Origin of the sequence: Streptomyces incarnatus, from assembly GCF_001027185.1 — a bacterium.
Taxonomy (GTDB): domain Bacteria; phylum Actinomycetota; class Actinomycetes; order Streptomycetales; family Streptomycetaceae; genus Streptomyces; species Streptomyces puniciscabiei.
Window position 1 is genome coordinate 4825620 of sequence record NZ_CP011497.1, and the last position, 11737, is coordinate 4837356.

The following is an 11737-nucleotide window of genomic DNA, read 5'->3' on the forward strand; positions in this document are numbered from 1 at the left end:
TACCGTCAGATACATGGACTCCATATGGCTGGACGGCGCCCAGTGGCTGGCGGTGCTGCGGATCGGGCTCGGGCTGTGGTGGCTGGAGAGCTGGCGGCACAAGGACAAGAAGGCCTGGTTCGAGCGGGGCAGCGGGATCGCGTGGGCGGCGGAGATCGCCGAGAAGCATCGCTGGGCGCCGGTGCGGGCCGGCTTCGAGACGGTCGTCAAACCACGTCCGAAGGCCATGGCGTACGTCGTCGCCTACGCCGAACTCGCCCTGGGCCTCGGCCTGATCCTCGGCTTCCTGACCCCGGTCGCGCTGCTCGGCGGCCTGCTGCTGAACGCGATCTACTTCGTCCTGATGATCCACGACTGGGCGGAACAGGGCCAGAACTCGATGATGGCGCTGATCTCGCTCGTCGGGTTCTTCGCGATGGCCTGGCAGAGCTGGTCGGTCGACGCGTGGCTGGGGTGGTTCCGATGACCACGGCGGCGCGTTACGACCTCCCCGAGCCCGACGCCTTCACCCGCCCCTACTGGGAGGCGGCCCGGCGGGGCGTGCTGCTGATCCGCCGCTGCGGGGCCTGCGGCCGGGCCCACCACTACCCGCGCGAGTTCTGCCCGCACTGCTGGAGCGAGGAGGTGACCTGGGAGGAGGCGAGCGGCCGGGCCGTGCTGTACACCTGGTCCACCGTCCACCGCAACGACCTGCCGCCCTTCGGCGAGCGCACGCCGTACGTGGCCGCGGTGGTCGATCTGGCGGAGGGCCCGCGGATGATGACGCAGGTGGTGGGCTGCGCGGGGGAGGACCTGCGGGCCGGGCTGCCGCTGCGGGTGACGTTCGAGGAGGGCAAGCCGCTGTTCCGCCCGGAGGGCTGAGCGCGCGAGGGGGGCCGGGGGCCGTCAGGGGATTCCCAGAGGGTGACGCCGCCGGAGGGCTGAGCGCAGGGAAAGCCGATGCCTTTTCCGGGAGTTCGCGCCGATCATGGGCCGTATGCGCCCCGACACCTGGTACCTCACCGAAGACCTGGACGAGTTCCTCTCCCGCGCCGGCGGCTTTCTGCGCTCCCGCCCCGCCCTGCACACGGTCCCGCTGACGGTGACGGACGCGCTGCGCCGCCGCGGGCTGCACCTCTACGGCGAACAGGCCCCCCTCTTCGGCCTGCTGGAAGCGGACGCCGGCCCGGTGCGGGCGGTGCGGGCCGCCCTGCTCCACACCCCGCCCTTCCACCTCCACGTCACCGCGCTCACCCCGCAGGCGGCCGGCGCCCTGGTGGCCCGGTGGGCCGAGCTGGGCCGCCCGCTCCCCGGGGTCTCCGGGCCGCGGGAGACGGCGGAGACCTTCGCGGCGGCCTGGCAGCGGCACACCGGCACGACGGTCGGCATCGACAAGCGGCAACGGCTCTACCGGCTGGCCGAGTTGACCGTACCCGCGCCCCGGCCGCAGGGGCGGGCGCGGATCGCCGGGCCGGCCGACCGGGAGCTGCTGGTCCGCTGGTTCGAGGAGTTCAAGGAGAGCACCGGCAGCGTCGGCCAGGAGCCGGGCCACTGGGCCGACGCCCGCATCTCCTACGGCGGCGTCACCCTCTGGGAATCCCCTGACGGCACCCCGCTCGCCATGGCCGGCGCGACCCCCGAGACGGCCGGCCAGGTCCGCGTCGCCCCCGTCTACACCCCCGCCGGCCTGCGCGGACGCGGCTACGCGGGCGCGGTCACGGCCGAGGTCAGCCGTGCCGCGCGCGACGCCGGGGCCACGGAGATCCTCCTCTTCACCGACCTCGCCAACCCGACGAGCAACGGGCTGTACCAGCGGATCGGGTACCGGGCGGTGGCCGACTTCGCGGTGTGGAGGTTCGGGGGCTGAGGGGGCGGGGGAGCCGGGCGCCCGGGAGCGGGGGCTCCGCCGAGGGGCAGTGCGGCCCGTCGGTCCGGCACTCGGTCAAAGGCCGTCGGCACATGGGAAGGTGAGAGCCGCTGGAGTCGCAGCACTGGTTCAGACAGTATGCGGCGCATGGACTGGATGCCTCTGCTCTCCACGCTGACGGGTGCTGTCATCGGCATCGCCGCCACCCTGATCGCCGATCGCAACAGGTGGCGGCGCGAGGAGGCACGGCATGCCCTGGAACTGCGGCGCGCCGTGTACACCGAGTACGCCGCCGCCCTCAAGGACGCGGGTGAAGAGATACGGGCCGTCGCTCTGGGCGACCACATGTCCGAGTCGGCGCGCGATGCGGCGGTGCGCGAAGCCTTCCGCCGGACCGGACTGCACACGGCGAGCGAGCGGCTCTGGCTCATGGGTCCGCCGCTCGTCGTCGCGGCCGGGAACGAGGCGTTCCACAGCCTGCGCCGGATACGTGACGCCTATGCCCGCGGCGTGGCAGTCGGCTCCACCGAGGACCGGACCTTGATCCAAGAGCGCCGCACGGCCATGGCGGAGATGCGTCGCCTCATGCGCGAGGACCTGGGCATCGGACCCCTCGGGATCGAATGACCGCTCTGATGCGCCGCCGGTGCTCCTCGCCTGGCAGCGGGGAACCCCCACGCACCCGGCGATTCCGGATCTCGTCCGGCTGGCCCGGCGACTGGTGGCGGAGGCCTGACCCGGGTGCCGCCGGGAAGAGCGCTTGCCCGCGCGTGCGGGGTGCCGCCGCGCCCACCCGTGCCGCCCCAGCGGCACGACTGCCCGCAGCGGCGGCGGCGCCATGAAGGCCGACGGCACTGCAGTTCCCCAAGGGGCGCGGGGCTGTGTCGATGTGCGGCTCCGCCGCGTGGGCGCGGCCGGCCCACCACGCACCCGCAGTCGCAAACGGCCCACACCCCACGGCGGGTAGGCGCCCGGCTAAGGCCAGAGCAACGTCTTGCTCCAGCCGAACTCCGTGCTCCGGTACTCCAGCCGCACGTGCCGCCGGTCCGCGTCCCCCTGGAAGAACTCCACCGTCTCGGGACGGATCCGGTACAGGGTCCAGGTGGGCGACGGCTCGGTCGGGTTGTCCCGGGCCCGCTCCCACGCGGCCTGGGACGCCCGCCGCAGCTCGTCCAGGGAGGACAGCTCCTCGCTCTGCCGCCCGGTGAGCGCCGCGGCCAGCGCCCCCGTCGAGCGGGCGTGCAGATCGGCCTGGCTCTCCCGGGACGGCGCCGCGGTCACCGTCCCGCGCACCCGCACCTGGCGGCCCAGCACGGGCCAGTAGAAGGCCAGGGCGGCGTGGGGGTGTGCGCTCAGGGCGCGGCCCTTGCGGCTCGTGGCGTGCGTGGCGAAGGACCAGCCGTCCACGTCGGCGCCGTGCAGCATCACGATCCGTACGTCCGGCCTGCCCTCCGCGTCCACCGTGGCCAGCGACATCGTGTGCGGCTCCGGCTGCCCGGCCGCCGCCGCCTCCGCCAGCCAGCTGGTGAACAGGGGCAGCGGGGTGGGCGGGGCGGTGTCCGGGGCGAAGGGGCGCAGGTCCGTGACGTCCGGGTCCCATACCCGCAGCGACCTCAGCAGTGCGTGGAGATCCGTTTCCATGCCCCGAGTATCGCCACCGGCCCCGTCATCCGTTCGGCAGCCGTCCCGCGACGCACCCGAGTGCCTCCGCGTGCGGGACCACCGGAAGGCGGGGACGCTCGGAGCCACGGGCTTCGGGAGATGACGGTGAGGGGCGATGATCGTAACGGTGGTGTCGATGCCCGGTGTGACCATCACCCGTACGGATGTCCCGGCGGCGCGTGAGCGGCTGGCCGCCGGGACGCCGGCCGCCGAGACCTTCCTGCTCGTCGACGTCGAGCTGCCGGAGGACGCGCCGGCGCCGGAGACGCCGATCGCCGATCAGCTGGGCCTGCACGACGAGGAACTGGACTGGTTCGGCAGGCAGGGTGAGGCCGCGCGGGCGGAGTTCCTGGGGGACCGGGCCGCCTTCGTCGTGCCGGTGGTGCACGGCGACGCGATCGCCCACCTCCACGTGGTGGTGACCGAGCGGTTCCTGGCCACCGTGCACCGGGGGCAGGCCGGGCTGGCGCGGAGCCTCACCGCGGCGCTGCGGCATGAGCGGCCCGACGACACCGTGGCCGTGCTGTTCCTCCTGCTCCAGGAGGCCCTGGACACCTTCCGCCGGGCGGCCGTACAGGCCCTGCTGGAGTGCGAGGAGCTCGAGGACGACATGTTCGAGAACCGGCGCCTCGAGCAGGTCTACCGGCTGGCGCGGCTGCGGCGGCGCTCCGCGCTGCTGCACCACTCCCTGCGGCCCTACCTCCAGGCGATCGACGAGATCCTCACCCGCCGGATGATGAGCCCCACCTTCCCCGAGGACCGGCAACGGCGTGCCCAGGGGTTCCAGACCGCCGGGAGGCTGGTGCTCGCCGACGTCGAGTCCCTGCAGGACGCCACCCGCCGGGCCTTCGCCAGTTACTCCTCGCTCGTCGCGGGTGAGCAGAACGGCGTGATCAACCGGCTGGCCATCGTGTCGGTGATCTTCCTGCCGCTGACGTTCATCACCGGGTTCTTCGGCATGAACTTCACGTTCCTGACGAACAGGCTGGAGACCAGGGACGAGTTCTGGCTGCTGGCCGTGGGGCTGCAGGTGGCCGTCCTGCTCGGCTCCCTCTACGTCCTGCACCGCACCCGCGTCTGGCGCCGGCTGCTGGACGAGGACTGAACCGGAGCCCTCACCGGCCCAGCACCACCGTCCCCGAGGAGCAGAACCAGCCGCCCGTCCCGGACGCCACCCCCAGCCTCGGCAGCCGTCCGTCCCGCGTGCGCACCTGCCGCTCCCCGGCCTCCCCGCGCAGTTGCCGCACCGCTTCCACCAGCAGGAACAGCCCCCGCATCCCGGGGTGCTGGGCCGAGAGGCCGCCCCCGTCCGTGTTCACCGGCAACTCCCCGCCCCGCACCAGCAGCCGCCCCTTCTCCACGAACGCCCCGCCCTCCCCCTTCCCGCAGAAGCCCAGGTCCTCCAGGGTCACCAGGGTCATGTAGGTGAAGGCGTCGTAGATCTCCGCGAAGTCCATCTCCTCCGGTCCCACCCCGGCCCGCTCGAAGGCCAGCCGTCCGCTCACCGCCGCCGAGGACACCGTGAAGTCCGGCCACTCGGACATCGCCGCGTGCGAGACGTGCTCACCGGTGCCGAGGACCCAGACGGGAGCCGAGCGGCTGTCTTGTACGTACTCCTCGGCCGCCAGCAGGACCGCCGCGCCGCCGTCCGAGCGCAGGCAGCACTGCAGCCTGGTGAAGGGGTCGGCGATCATCGGCCCCGCCAGGACGTCGTCGACCGTGACCGGGTCGCGGAACATCGCCTCCGGGTTCAGCGCCGCGTTGGCCCGGGCCTGGACCGCCACCTCGGCCAGCTGCTCGATCGTCGTGCCGTGTTCGATCATGTGGCGGCGGGCGGCCATCGCGTACTTGGCGATCAGGGTGTGGCCGTAGGGGACTTCGAACTGCAGGGGTCCGCGGGCGCCGAAGGACAGGTCGCCGGTCCTGCGGCCCGCCCTGATGTCCGCGCGTGCCGTGGAGCCGTAGACGAGGAGGACCGCGTTCGCGTGGCCCGCCGCTATCGCGTCCGCCGCGTGTGCCGCCATGACCTCCCAGGTCGAGCCGCCGACCGAGGTGGAGTCCACCCAGGTGGGGCGCAGGCCCAGGTACTCGGCGACCTCGACGGGCGCGAGGGTGCCGAGCCCGGCGGAGGCGAATCCGTCCACCACCGCACGGCCGAGACCCGCGTCCGCCAGGGCGCGGCGGGCCGCCTGCGCGTGCAGGGTGTACGCGGTGGCGTCGGCCACGCGCCCGCAGTCGGAGAGGGCCACGCCGACCACGGCGACTTTCCGGGTGCCACGACTCATGCGAGGACTCCTGCCTCTGTGCATCTCATTCCGGCCCCCCTAATATGACGCCCCGTCAGATAGGGAGGGAAGGCCATGGACACCCGCCTCACCGCCGAGCAGGACGAGATCCGCCGCACCCTGCGCGAGCTGCTGCACAAGAGGTGCGGCTCGCCCGAGCTGCGGACGGCCGTCGACAGCCCGGCCGGACACGACCCCCTCCTGTGGTCGGCCCTCGCCGACCAGCTCGGCCTGCCGGGACTCGCCCTGCCCGAGCGGTACGGCGGTGTCGGCTGCTCGGTCACCGAACTGGCCCTCGCCTGCGAGGAGACCGGCCGGGCGCTGGCCCCCTCCCCACTGCTCGCCACCTCCGTCCTCACCGCCCCGCTGATCCTCGCCCTCGGCACGGACGCCCAGCGCGCCGAGCTGCTGCCCCGCCTGGCCGCCGGCACGCTCACCGCCACCCTCGCCGTCCCCGGCCCGGCGCTGACCAAGGCCCTCGCCCTGACCTGCGACAACGGCACCTTCGCCGCCGGCGGTGGCCGGGCCGGGGGCGTCCAGGCGCGGTGCACGGACGGCGACTGGCGGCTGTACGGGCAGGTCGACCAGGTGCTCGACGGGCACAGCGCGGGACTGCTGCTCGTCGCCGCGCACACCGGGGGCTTCGCGCGGTCCCGGACCCTGCTGTTCCTGGTGACGGGGGACGCGCCCGGTGTCGTACGGGCCCGGCAGACCGCCCTCGACGCCACGCGGGCGCAGGGGCGCGTCCAACTGCGCGACGTGCGCGCCGAGTTGCTCGGGGAGGAGGGCGTGGAGGTACTGCCCGCCCTCGCCGCCGTGGGGGACCGGGCCGCCGCCGTGCTCGCCTGCGAGGCCGTCGGGGCGGCGGAACGGGTGCTGGAGCGGACCGTGGAGTACGTCGGGCAGCGCGAGCAGTTCGGGCGGCCGGTGGGGTCCTTCCAGGCGGTGAAGCACCGGCTGGCCGACGTGTATGTGGGGGTGCAGGCGGCTCGGTCCGCCGCGTACTGGAGCGCGTGGGCGGTCGCCTCGGCTTCGCCTTCGGCGGGGATCTCGTTCCCACCCGCACCACCCGTACAACCATCGTCGTCGGGTGCGGGTGGCCCCTGTGGAGTGTCCTCGCCGTCGGCGGCTGGCGGCCTGTGCTCCGGTGGGCTTGCGCTCGCTCAGGCGCTGGAGGCCTTGCGGGGGGCCGCCGGTGAGGGGATCCAGTTGCACGGGGGGATCGGGTTCACCTGGGAGCACGACGCCCAGCTGTACTTCAAGCGGGCCGCCGGGGACGAGCTGCTGTTCGGGCCGGTGCACCGGCTGCGGGACCGGGCGGCCGAGGTCGCCGGTCTCTTCACGGGTGGGGCGGTGGCGGTGTGATCGGCGTCCGGATGGTGCAGAAGGTGTCCTCGACGCGCGGGTTCGCGAAGGTCGCGCCCCATGTGATCCCGGCACTCGACCGGGCGGTCCACCGGCTCACCCGGGGACGCCGCCTGCTCAGCACCCAGATGCTGCCCGGCCTGATCCTCACCTCCACCGGCGCCCGCACCGGCCTGCCCCGCCGCACCCCGCTGGCCTGCATGCCGGAGGAGCACGACAGGACCTGGCTGCTGGTGGGCTCCAACTTCGGGCGGCCCGGGCATCCCGCATGGAGCCACAACCTGCTGGCCCATCCGGAGGCTTCGATCAGCTGGAAGGGCCGCGACATCCCGGTCACGGCCCAGCTGCTCACGGGGGAGGAGCGGGCAGCCGCATGGACCGCACTCCTGGAGTTCTGGCCACCGTACGCCACCTATCAGGCCCGGGTGACGAGGCAGATCCGCCTTTTCCGGCTTACAGTCCGATAGCGCCCCGCAAGGGGCGCGGGGAACTGCGCGAGCAACCACAACGAACCGGCAGACGCCCGACGGCATCCAGCGGCACCCCCTACTGCGCTACACCGCGGCCAGCCGCTCCGCGAGGAGCACCGCGCCGATCCCCAGCATCGCCGCCCCCGAAGTCCGCGTCACCGCCCGGGCCGCGGCCGGCCTCGCCGAAAGCAGCGCACGCGACACCGTGCCGACGGTGAGGTAGACCGCCGCGCAGCAGGCCATGTGGAGCAGGCCGAGGGCCGCCGTCTGGGCGGGGACGGGCAGGTGGGTGCCGCGCAGGGTGAGGAACTGGGGGAGGACGGAGAGGTAGAGCAGCAGGCCCTTCGGGTTGAGGCCGCTGATCGTGGCACCCCGCAGGAAGAGGCGCTCCTCGCCGGCCGCCGTGTCGCCCGCTCCCGGCACCGCCGGCCGGCGCAGCACCCCCCAGCCCAGCCACAGCAGGTAACCCGCGCCCGCCACCGTCAGGACCGTCAGCAGTTTCGGCGAGCCCGCCACCAGGACCGCGAGGCCCGCCGTCGCCAGGGCGGTGTGCAGGGCGTAGCCGCAGACCAGGCCGGCCACCGCGCGCGGCACCGAGGCGCGGCGCAGGGCGGTGGCGATCACGTACGCCCAGTCGGCGCCCGGCACGCACACCAGCAGCAGGTCCACGGCGAGGAAGGAGAAGAGCAGTCCCGAGTCCATGCTGGGGACATTAGGCGTGAATGGCCCGAAAGTGTTCCCGAAGTTTGCTCGCTGGCGGCGGTTCTGGGGGAAGATCTCCTCCATGGACGACGTGGACCGGAAAATCCTTGCCGAGCTGCAGCAGGACGGGCGGCTGACCGTGACCGAGCTGGCCGCCCGGGTGCGCCTGAGCGTCTCGCCCTGCCACCGCCGGCTGCGCGAGCTGGAGCGCTCCGGTGCCATCCAGGGCTACCGGGCGGTGGTGGACGCGGCGGCGCTCGGGCTGAACTTCGAGGCGCTGGTCTTCGTGTCGATGCGGCAGGAGGACCGGGACACGGTCGCCGAGTTCGAGCGGGCGGTCGGCGAGCTGGAGCACGTGCTGGACGCCCAGCGGCTGTTCGGCGAGCCCGACTACCTGCTCCGGGTGGCGACCGCCGACCTCGCGGCCTTCCAGCGGCTCTACGACGAGCGGCTGGCGACCCTGCCGGGAGTGCAGCGGCTGACCTCGACGCTGGTGATGAAGCACGTCGTACGGGACCGTCCGCTGCCGGCATAGCAGTGCAGGCGGTGGCTCACCGCGAGTGCGACGCGTGAACCACCGCCTGCCAGACAGGACTTGGGTGTGGAAAAAAGGGGGTGCCGGGGGCCGTGGGTTACTTGCTCGGCTTCTTCCCGGTCACGCCCAGGTGGACCAACAAGGCGAGGTTCGGCTTGAGTTCGGCCTGCTTCACGCCCCAGGACGAGAAGCCCTTCTGGTGCGCCGCCACCGCCGCGAGCATCGCGACCAGCGAGCCGGCCACCGCCGCCGGGTTCACGTCCTTGTCGACCCTGCCCTTGGACTGCAACTCGGTGATGGAGTCCGCCAGGGAGTTGTTCACCGAGTTCAGGATCTTCATGCGGATCTTGTAGAACCGTTTGTCCCCCTCGGCCGCGCCGAGGTCGACGACCCGCAGGATCGCGTCGTTCTTGCGCCAGAACTCCAGGAAGCCGTCCACGAGTTCCTGGGCGGTCTGCCATCCCGACTTGCCGGCCCAGGAGCGCCCCTGGACCAGCTCGGTCAATCCCGCGCCCTCGGCCGCCATTTGGTCGGCGATCTCCAGGACGGCGCCTTCGACGTCGGGGAAGTACTGGTAGAAGGTCGCGGGTGAAGTTCCCGCCTTCCGGGCGACATCGATGACCTTGACGTCCCGGTAGGGGGAGGAGCTGAGCATCTCGCTGAGGCAGTCGAGCAGCTTCTGCCGGGTCGCCTGCCCACGCCGGCCGGCCACGCGGCCGTCGACGGTACGCACTTGTCCTGTCATGCCGTCAGCTTACCGAGGGGTGATCGGAGCGCGATTCGGCCGACTGCAAATGGGGTGCACGGGTGCTCTGAGGGTGGTGTGCCTGGTCTGCGCGGTGCGCGCGGCCCGGTTACTTTGACGGCATGGCCGAAAACAGGGCATCCGAGTACGAAGGGGCGGAAGAGGCGGAAGAGGTGGTGGACGCGGAGGTGGTGGAGGCCGAAGAGGCCTACGGGGAAGGTGTGCCCTGCTGGGTGGACGCCCGGCTCTCCGACCTCGAGGCGGGCAAGCGGTTCTACGGTGAGCTCTTCGGGTGGACCTTCGAGGACGCCTACGGCTCCTCGGTGTGGGCGCGGCTGCGGGGGGAGCTCGTCGCCTCGCTGGCGCCCAAGACCGACGGCCGTATGCCCACCGTCTGGACCGTCTCCTTCGCCACCCCGGACGTCGAGGCCCTCGGCCGGCGGATCACCGCGGCCGGCGGGCAGGTGGTCATGGCCCCGTTCCCGGTGGGCGACCTCGGCGTCGCCGCCCTCGCCGCCGATCCCGAGGGCGCGGTGTTCGGGCTGTGGCAGCCGGGCCGGCACCGCGGCTTCGGCCGGCGGCACGAGCCCGGCACCTTCGTCTGGGCCCAGCTCTACACCCGGGACACCGGCGCCGCGAACGCCTTCTACGGCGGCCTCTTCCACGACGCCCTGTTCGGCGCGGGCGCGCGGCCCGACTTCGGCCGGGCCGAGGTCACCGAGGTCTTCCCGGCCGAGTATCCCCCGCACTTCCTCACCCATTTCCGGGTCGTCGACCTCGACGACGCGCTCGGTGCCGTACAGCGGCTCGGCGGGCGGGTGCAGGCGCCACCCTTCGAGACGTCGTACGGACGAGTGGCCGTCGTCACCGACAATCAGGGGGCGTCGTTCGCACTGCTGCAGCGGTGATCCGTACCTTTTGGGTGGATTAAGTGTGAGACACCCCTAATGTCACCGGGTTCGCAACCAGCCGCCCGGCCAGGAAGAATCTGGGGTGCGTGCCGCCACGGCGGTGCGGTGGTGAGACGCTGCACTTCGGTCGCGTACATATGTGGATGGCGCGGCTCGTACGGGGAGGTGGCAGGCAAGTGGTGGATCAGCTGACGCAGCACGATCCGCGGCGGATCGGGCCGTTCGAGGTGCTGGGCCGGCTGGGTGCCGGCGGCATGGGGCTGGTCTATCTCGCGCGCTCGGCGTCCGGCCGGCGCGTGGCGATCAAGACGGTGCGCACCGAGCTGGCCGAGGACCAGCTCTTCCGGGTCCGGTTCACCCGCGAGGTCGAGGCGGCCCGCGCGGTCTCCGGCTTCTACACGGCGGCCGTGGTCGACGCCGACCCGCGCGCCGCGGTGCCGTGGCTGGCGACCGCCTACGTCCCGGCGCCCTCGCTCGAGGAGATAGTGAACGACTCCGGGCCGCTCCCGGCCCAGGCCGTGCGCTGGCTCGCCGCGGGTGTCGCGGAGGCCCTGCAGTCCATCCACGGCGCGGGGCTGGTGCACCGCGACCTGAAGCCGTCCAACGTGCTCGTGGTCGAGGACGGCCCCCGGGTGATCGACTTCGGCATCGCCTCGGGCGTCTCCAACACTCGCCTGACCATGACGAACGTCGCCGTCGGCACCCCCGCCTACATGTCCCCCGAGCAGGCCAAGGACTCCCGCAGCGTCACCGGCGCCAGCGATGTCTTCTCGCTCGGCTCCACCCTGGTCTTCGCGGCCACCGGCCACCCGCCCTTCCACGGCGCCAACCCGGTCGAGACCGTCTTCATGCTGCTGCGCGAGGGCCCGGACCTCACCGGCCTGCCCGACGAGCTGCGCCCGCTGATCGAGGCGTGCATGCAGATGGAGGCCGCCGCCCGGCCCACCCCGGCCGACCTCCAGGCCCAGCTGGCCCCGCACCTCTTCGGCTCCGGCTCCGACGACAGCGGCACCGCCTCCGCCTGGCTGCCCGAGAAGGCGGTCGCCCTCATCGAGGCCCGCAGCCGCGGTAGCCGCCCCGCCGCCAAGGCCGCCCCGGCACCGACCGGCGGCCCGAGGAGCGGCGGCCGCGCGGCCGTACCCCCGCCGCCCCCGTACGACCCGCCGGCCCCGGCTCCGGCCCCGTCCCCGTCGGCGCCCCCTCCGCCGCCCCCGAC

14 protein-coding genes are annotated in these 11737 nt (G+C 73.1%); 10 read left to right on the forward strand and 4 right to left on the reverse strand.

All coding sequences use genetic code 11. The features are described from left to right. Positions 1 to 13 precede the first annotated feature (13 nt). The 4 genes from ABB07_RS21755 to ABB07_RS21770 all read left to right on the forward strand — a co-directional run bounded on the left by ABB07_RS21755 (position 14) and on the right by ABB07_RS21770 (position 2473). Positions 14 to 466, forward strand: coding sequence for a DoxX family membrane protein (locus ABB07_RS21755; protein WP_208900268.1), 453 nt, complete (start codon positions 14 to 16; stop codon positions 464 to 466). Beyond that, positions 463 to 861: a Zn-ribbon domain-containing OB-fold protein gene (locus tag ABB07_RS21760; protein WP_208900269.1), complete on the forward strand. Its 399-nt coding sequence runs from the start codon at positions 463 to 465 to the stop codon at positions 859 to 861. The genes ABB07_RS21755 and ABB07_RS21760 overlap by 4 nt, the downstream gene beginning before the upstream one ends. A 115-nt stretch (positions 862 to 976) precedes the next feature. Further along, positions 977 to 1846, forward strand: a complete 870-nt coding sequence (locus ABB07_RS21765; RefSeq protein WP_208900270.1) for a GNAT family N-acetyltransferase — start codon at positions 977 to 979, stop codon at positions 1844 to 1846. A gap of 147 nt (positions 1847 to 1993) precedes the next feature. Continuing rightward, a complete protein-coding gene (locus ABB07_RS21770; RefSeq protein ID WP_244189462.1) occupies positions 1994 to 2473 on the forward strand; it encodes a hypothetical protein in 480 nt (159 codons plus the stop codon). A gap of 348 nt (positions 2474 to 2821) precedes the next feature. On the opposite strand, the gene ABB07_RS21775 is transcribed toward ABB07_RS21770, so the two are convergent. Next, positions 2822 to 3487: a pyridoxine/pyridoxamine 5'-phosphate oxidase gene (locus ABB07_RS21775; RefSeq protein WP_208900272.1), complete on the reverse strand. Its 666-nt coding sequence runs from the start codon at positions 3485 to 3487 to the stop codon at positions 2822 to 2824. A gap of 136 nt (positions 3488 to 3623) precedes the next feature. Here ABB07_RS21775 and ABB07_RS21780 point away from each other — a divergent pair, with 136 nt between their 5' ends. Next, entirely contained in the window at positions 3624 to 4613 is a 990-nt protein-coding gene (locus ABB07_RS21780; RefSeq protein ID WP_208900273.1) for a CorA family divalent cation transporter, read from the forward strand. Positions 4614 to 4623: 10 nt separating this feature from the next. Here the strand turns inward: ABB07_RS21780 and ABB07_RS21785 are convergent, their stop codons facing one another. Further along, on the reverse strand, positions 4624 to 5793 hold the full coding sequence (locus ABB07_RS21785; protein WP_208900274.1) for a thiolase C-terminal domain-containing protein: 1170 nt from the start codon (positions 5791 to 5793) through the stop codon (positions 4624 to 4626). A gap of 75 nt (positions 5794 to 5868) precedes the next feature. Here ABB07_RS21785 and ABB07_RS21790 point away from each other — a divergent pair, with 75 nt between their 5' ends. Both ABB07_RS21790 and ABB07_RS21795 read left to right on the forward strand, forming a co-directional pair. Continuing rightward, on the forward strand, positions 5869 to 7158 hold the full coding sequence (locus tag ABB07_RS21790; RefSeq protein WP_208900275.1) for an acyl-CoA dehydrogenase family protein: 1290 nt from the start codon (positions 5869 to 5871) through the stop codon (positions 7156 to 7158). Then, positions 7155 to 7625 carry a nitroreductase family deazaflavin-dependent oxidoreductase gene (locus ABB07_RS21795; RefSeq protein ID WP_208900276.1) on the forward strand — a complete coding sequence of 157 codons (471 nt, stop codon included), beginning with the start codon at positions 7155 to 7157 and terminating at the stop codon, positions 7623 to 7625. The genes ABB07_RS21790 and ABB07_RS21795 overlap by 4 nt, the downstream gene beginning before the upstream one ends. A gap of 87 nt (positions 7626 to 7712) precedes the next feature. Here ABB07_RS21795 and ABB07_RS21800 read toward each other — a convergent pair whose 3' ends face one another. After that, positions 7713 to 8330 carry a LysE family translocator gene (locus ABB07_RS21800; RefSeq protein ID WP_208900277.1) on the reverse strand — a complete coding sequence of 206 codons (618 nt, stop codon included), beginning with the start codon at positions 8328 to 8330 and terminating at the stop codon, positions 7713 to 7715. Between the two features lie 82 nt (positions 8331 to 8412). Between ABB07_RS21800 and ABB07_RS21805 the strand changes: the two genes are divergently transcribed. Continuing rightward, entirely contained in the window at positions 8413 to 8865 is a 453-nt protein-coding gene (locus ABB07_RS21805; RefSeq protein ID WP_055710012.1) for an Lrp/AsnC family transcriptional regulator, read from the forward strand. A gap of 97 nt (positions 8866 to 8962) precedes the next feature. Here ABB07_RS21805 and ABB07_RS21810 read toward each other — a convergent pair whose 3' ends face one another. Beyond that, positions 8963 to 9610, reverse strand: coding sequence for a TetR/AcrR family transcriptional regulator (locus tag ABB07_RS21810; RefSeq protein WP_208900278.1), 648 nt, complete (start codon positions 9608 to 9610; stop codon positions 8963 to 8965). Positions 9611 to 9732: 122 nt separating this feature from the next. Here ABB07_RS21810 and kbpA point away from each other — a divergent pair, with 122 nt between their 5' ends. Beyond that, complete coding sequence (gene kbpA, locus ABB07_RS21815) at positions 9733 to 10518, forward strand: AfsK-binding protein KbpA (RefSeq protein ID WP_208900279.1); 786 nt, start codon at positions 9733 to 9735, stop codon at positions 10516 to 10518. A gap of 179 nt (positions 10519 to 10697) precedes the next feature. Beyond that, positions 10698 to 11737, forward strand: a 1040-nt coding sequence (locus ABB07_RS40935) for a serine/threonine-protein kinase (protein ID WP_425264748.1), incomplete at its 3' end; no start/stop codon positions are given.

Coding starts and splice junctions, on each gene's coding strand:
- ABB07_RS21780 (WP_208900273.1), top strand. CDS start 3,624: ATGATCGTAACGGTGGTGTCGATGCCCGGTGTGACCATCACCCGTACG.
- ABB07_RS21755 (WP_208900268.1), top strand. CDS start 14: ATGGACTCCATATGGCTGGACGGCGCCCAGTGGCTGGCGGTGCTGCGG.
- ABB07_RS21770 (WP_244189462.1), top strand. CDS start 1,994: ATGGACTGGATGCCTCTGCTCTCCACGCTGACGGGTGCTGTCATCGGC.
- ABB07_RS21810 (WP_208900278.1), bottom strand. CDS start 9,610: ATGACAGGACAAGTGCGTACCGTCGACGGCCGCGTGGCCGGCCGGCGT.
- kbpA (WP_208900279.1), top strand. CDS start 9,733: ATGGCCGAAAACAGGGCATCCGAGTACGAAGGGGCGGAAGAGGCGGAA.
- ABB07_RS21790 (WP_208900275.1), top strand. CDS start 5,869: ATGGACACCCGCCTCACCGCCGAGCAGGACGAGATCCGCCGCACCCTG.
- ABB07_RS21760 (WP_208900269.1), top strand. CDS start 463: ATGACCACGGCGGCGCGTTACGACCTCCCCGAGCCCGACGCCTTCACC.
- ABB07_RS21765 (WP_208900270.1), top strand. CDS start 977: ATGCGCCCCGACACCTGGTACCTCACCGAAGACCTGGACGAGTTCCTC.
- ABB07_RS21785 (WP_208900274.1), bottom strand. CDS start 5,793: ATGAGTCGTGGCACCCGGAAAGTCGCCGTGGTCGGCGTGGCCCTCTCC.
- ABB07_RS21805 (WP_055710012.1), top strand. CDS start 8,413: ATGGACGACGTGGACCGGAAAATCCTTGCCGAGCTGCAGCAGGACGGG.
- ABB07_RS21800 (WP_208900277.1), bottom strand. CDS start 8,330: ATGGACTCGGGACTGCTCTTCTCCTTCCTCGCCGTGGACCTGCTGCTG.
- ABB07_RS21775 (WP_208900272.1), bottom strand. CDS start 3,487: ATGGAAACGGATCTCCACGCACTGCTGAGGTCGCTGCGGGTATGGGAC.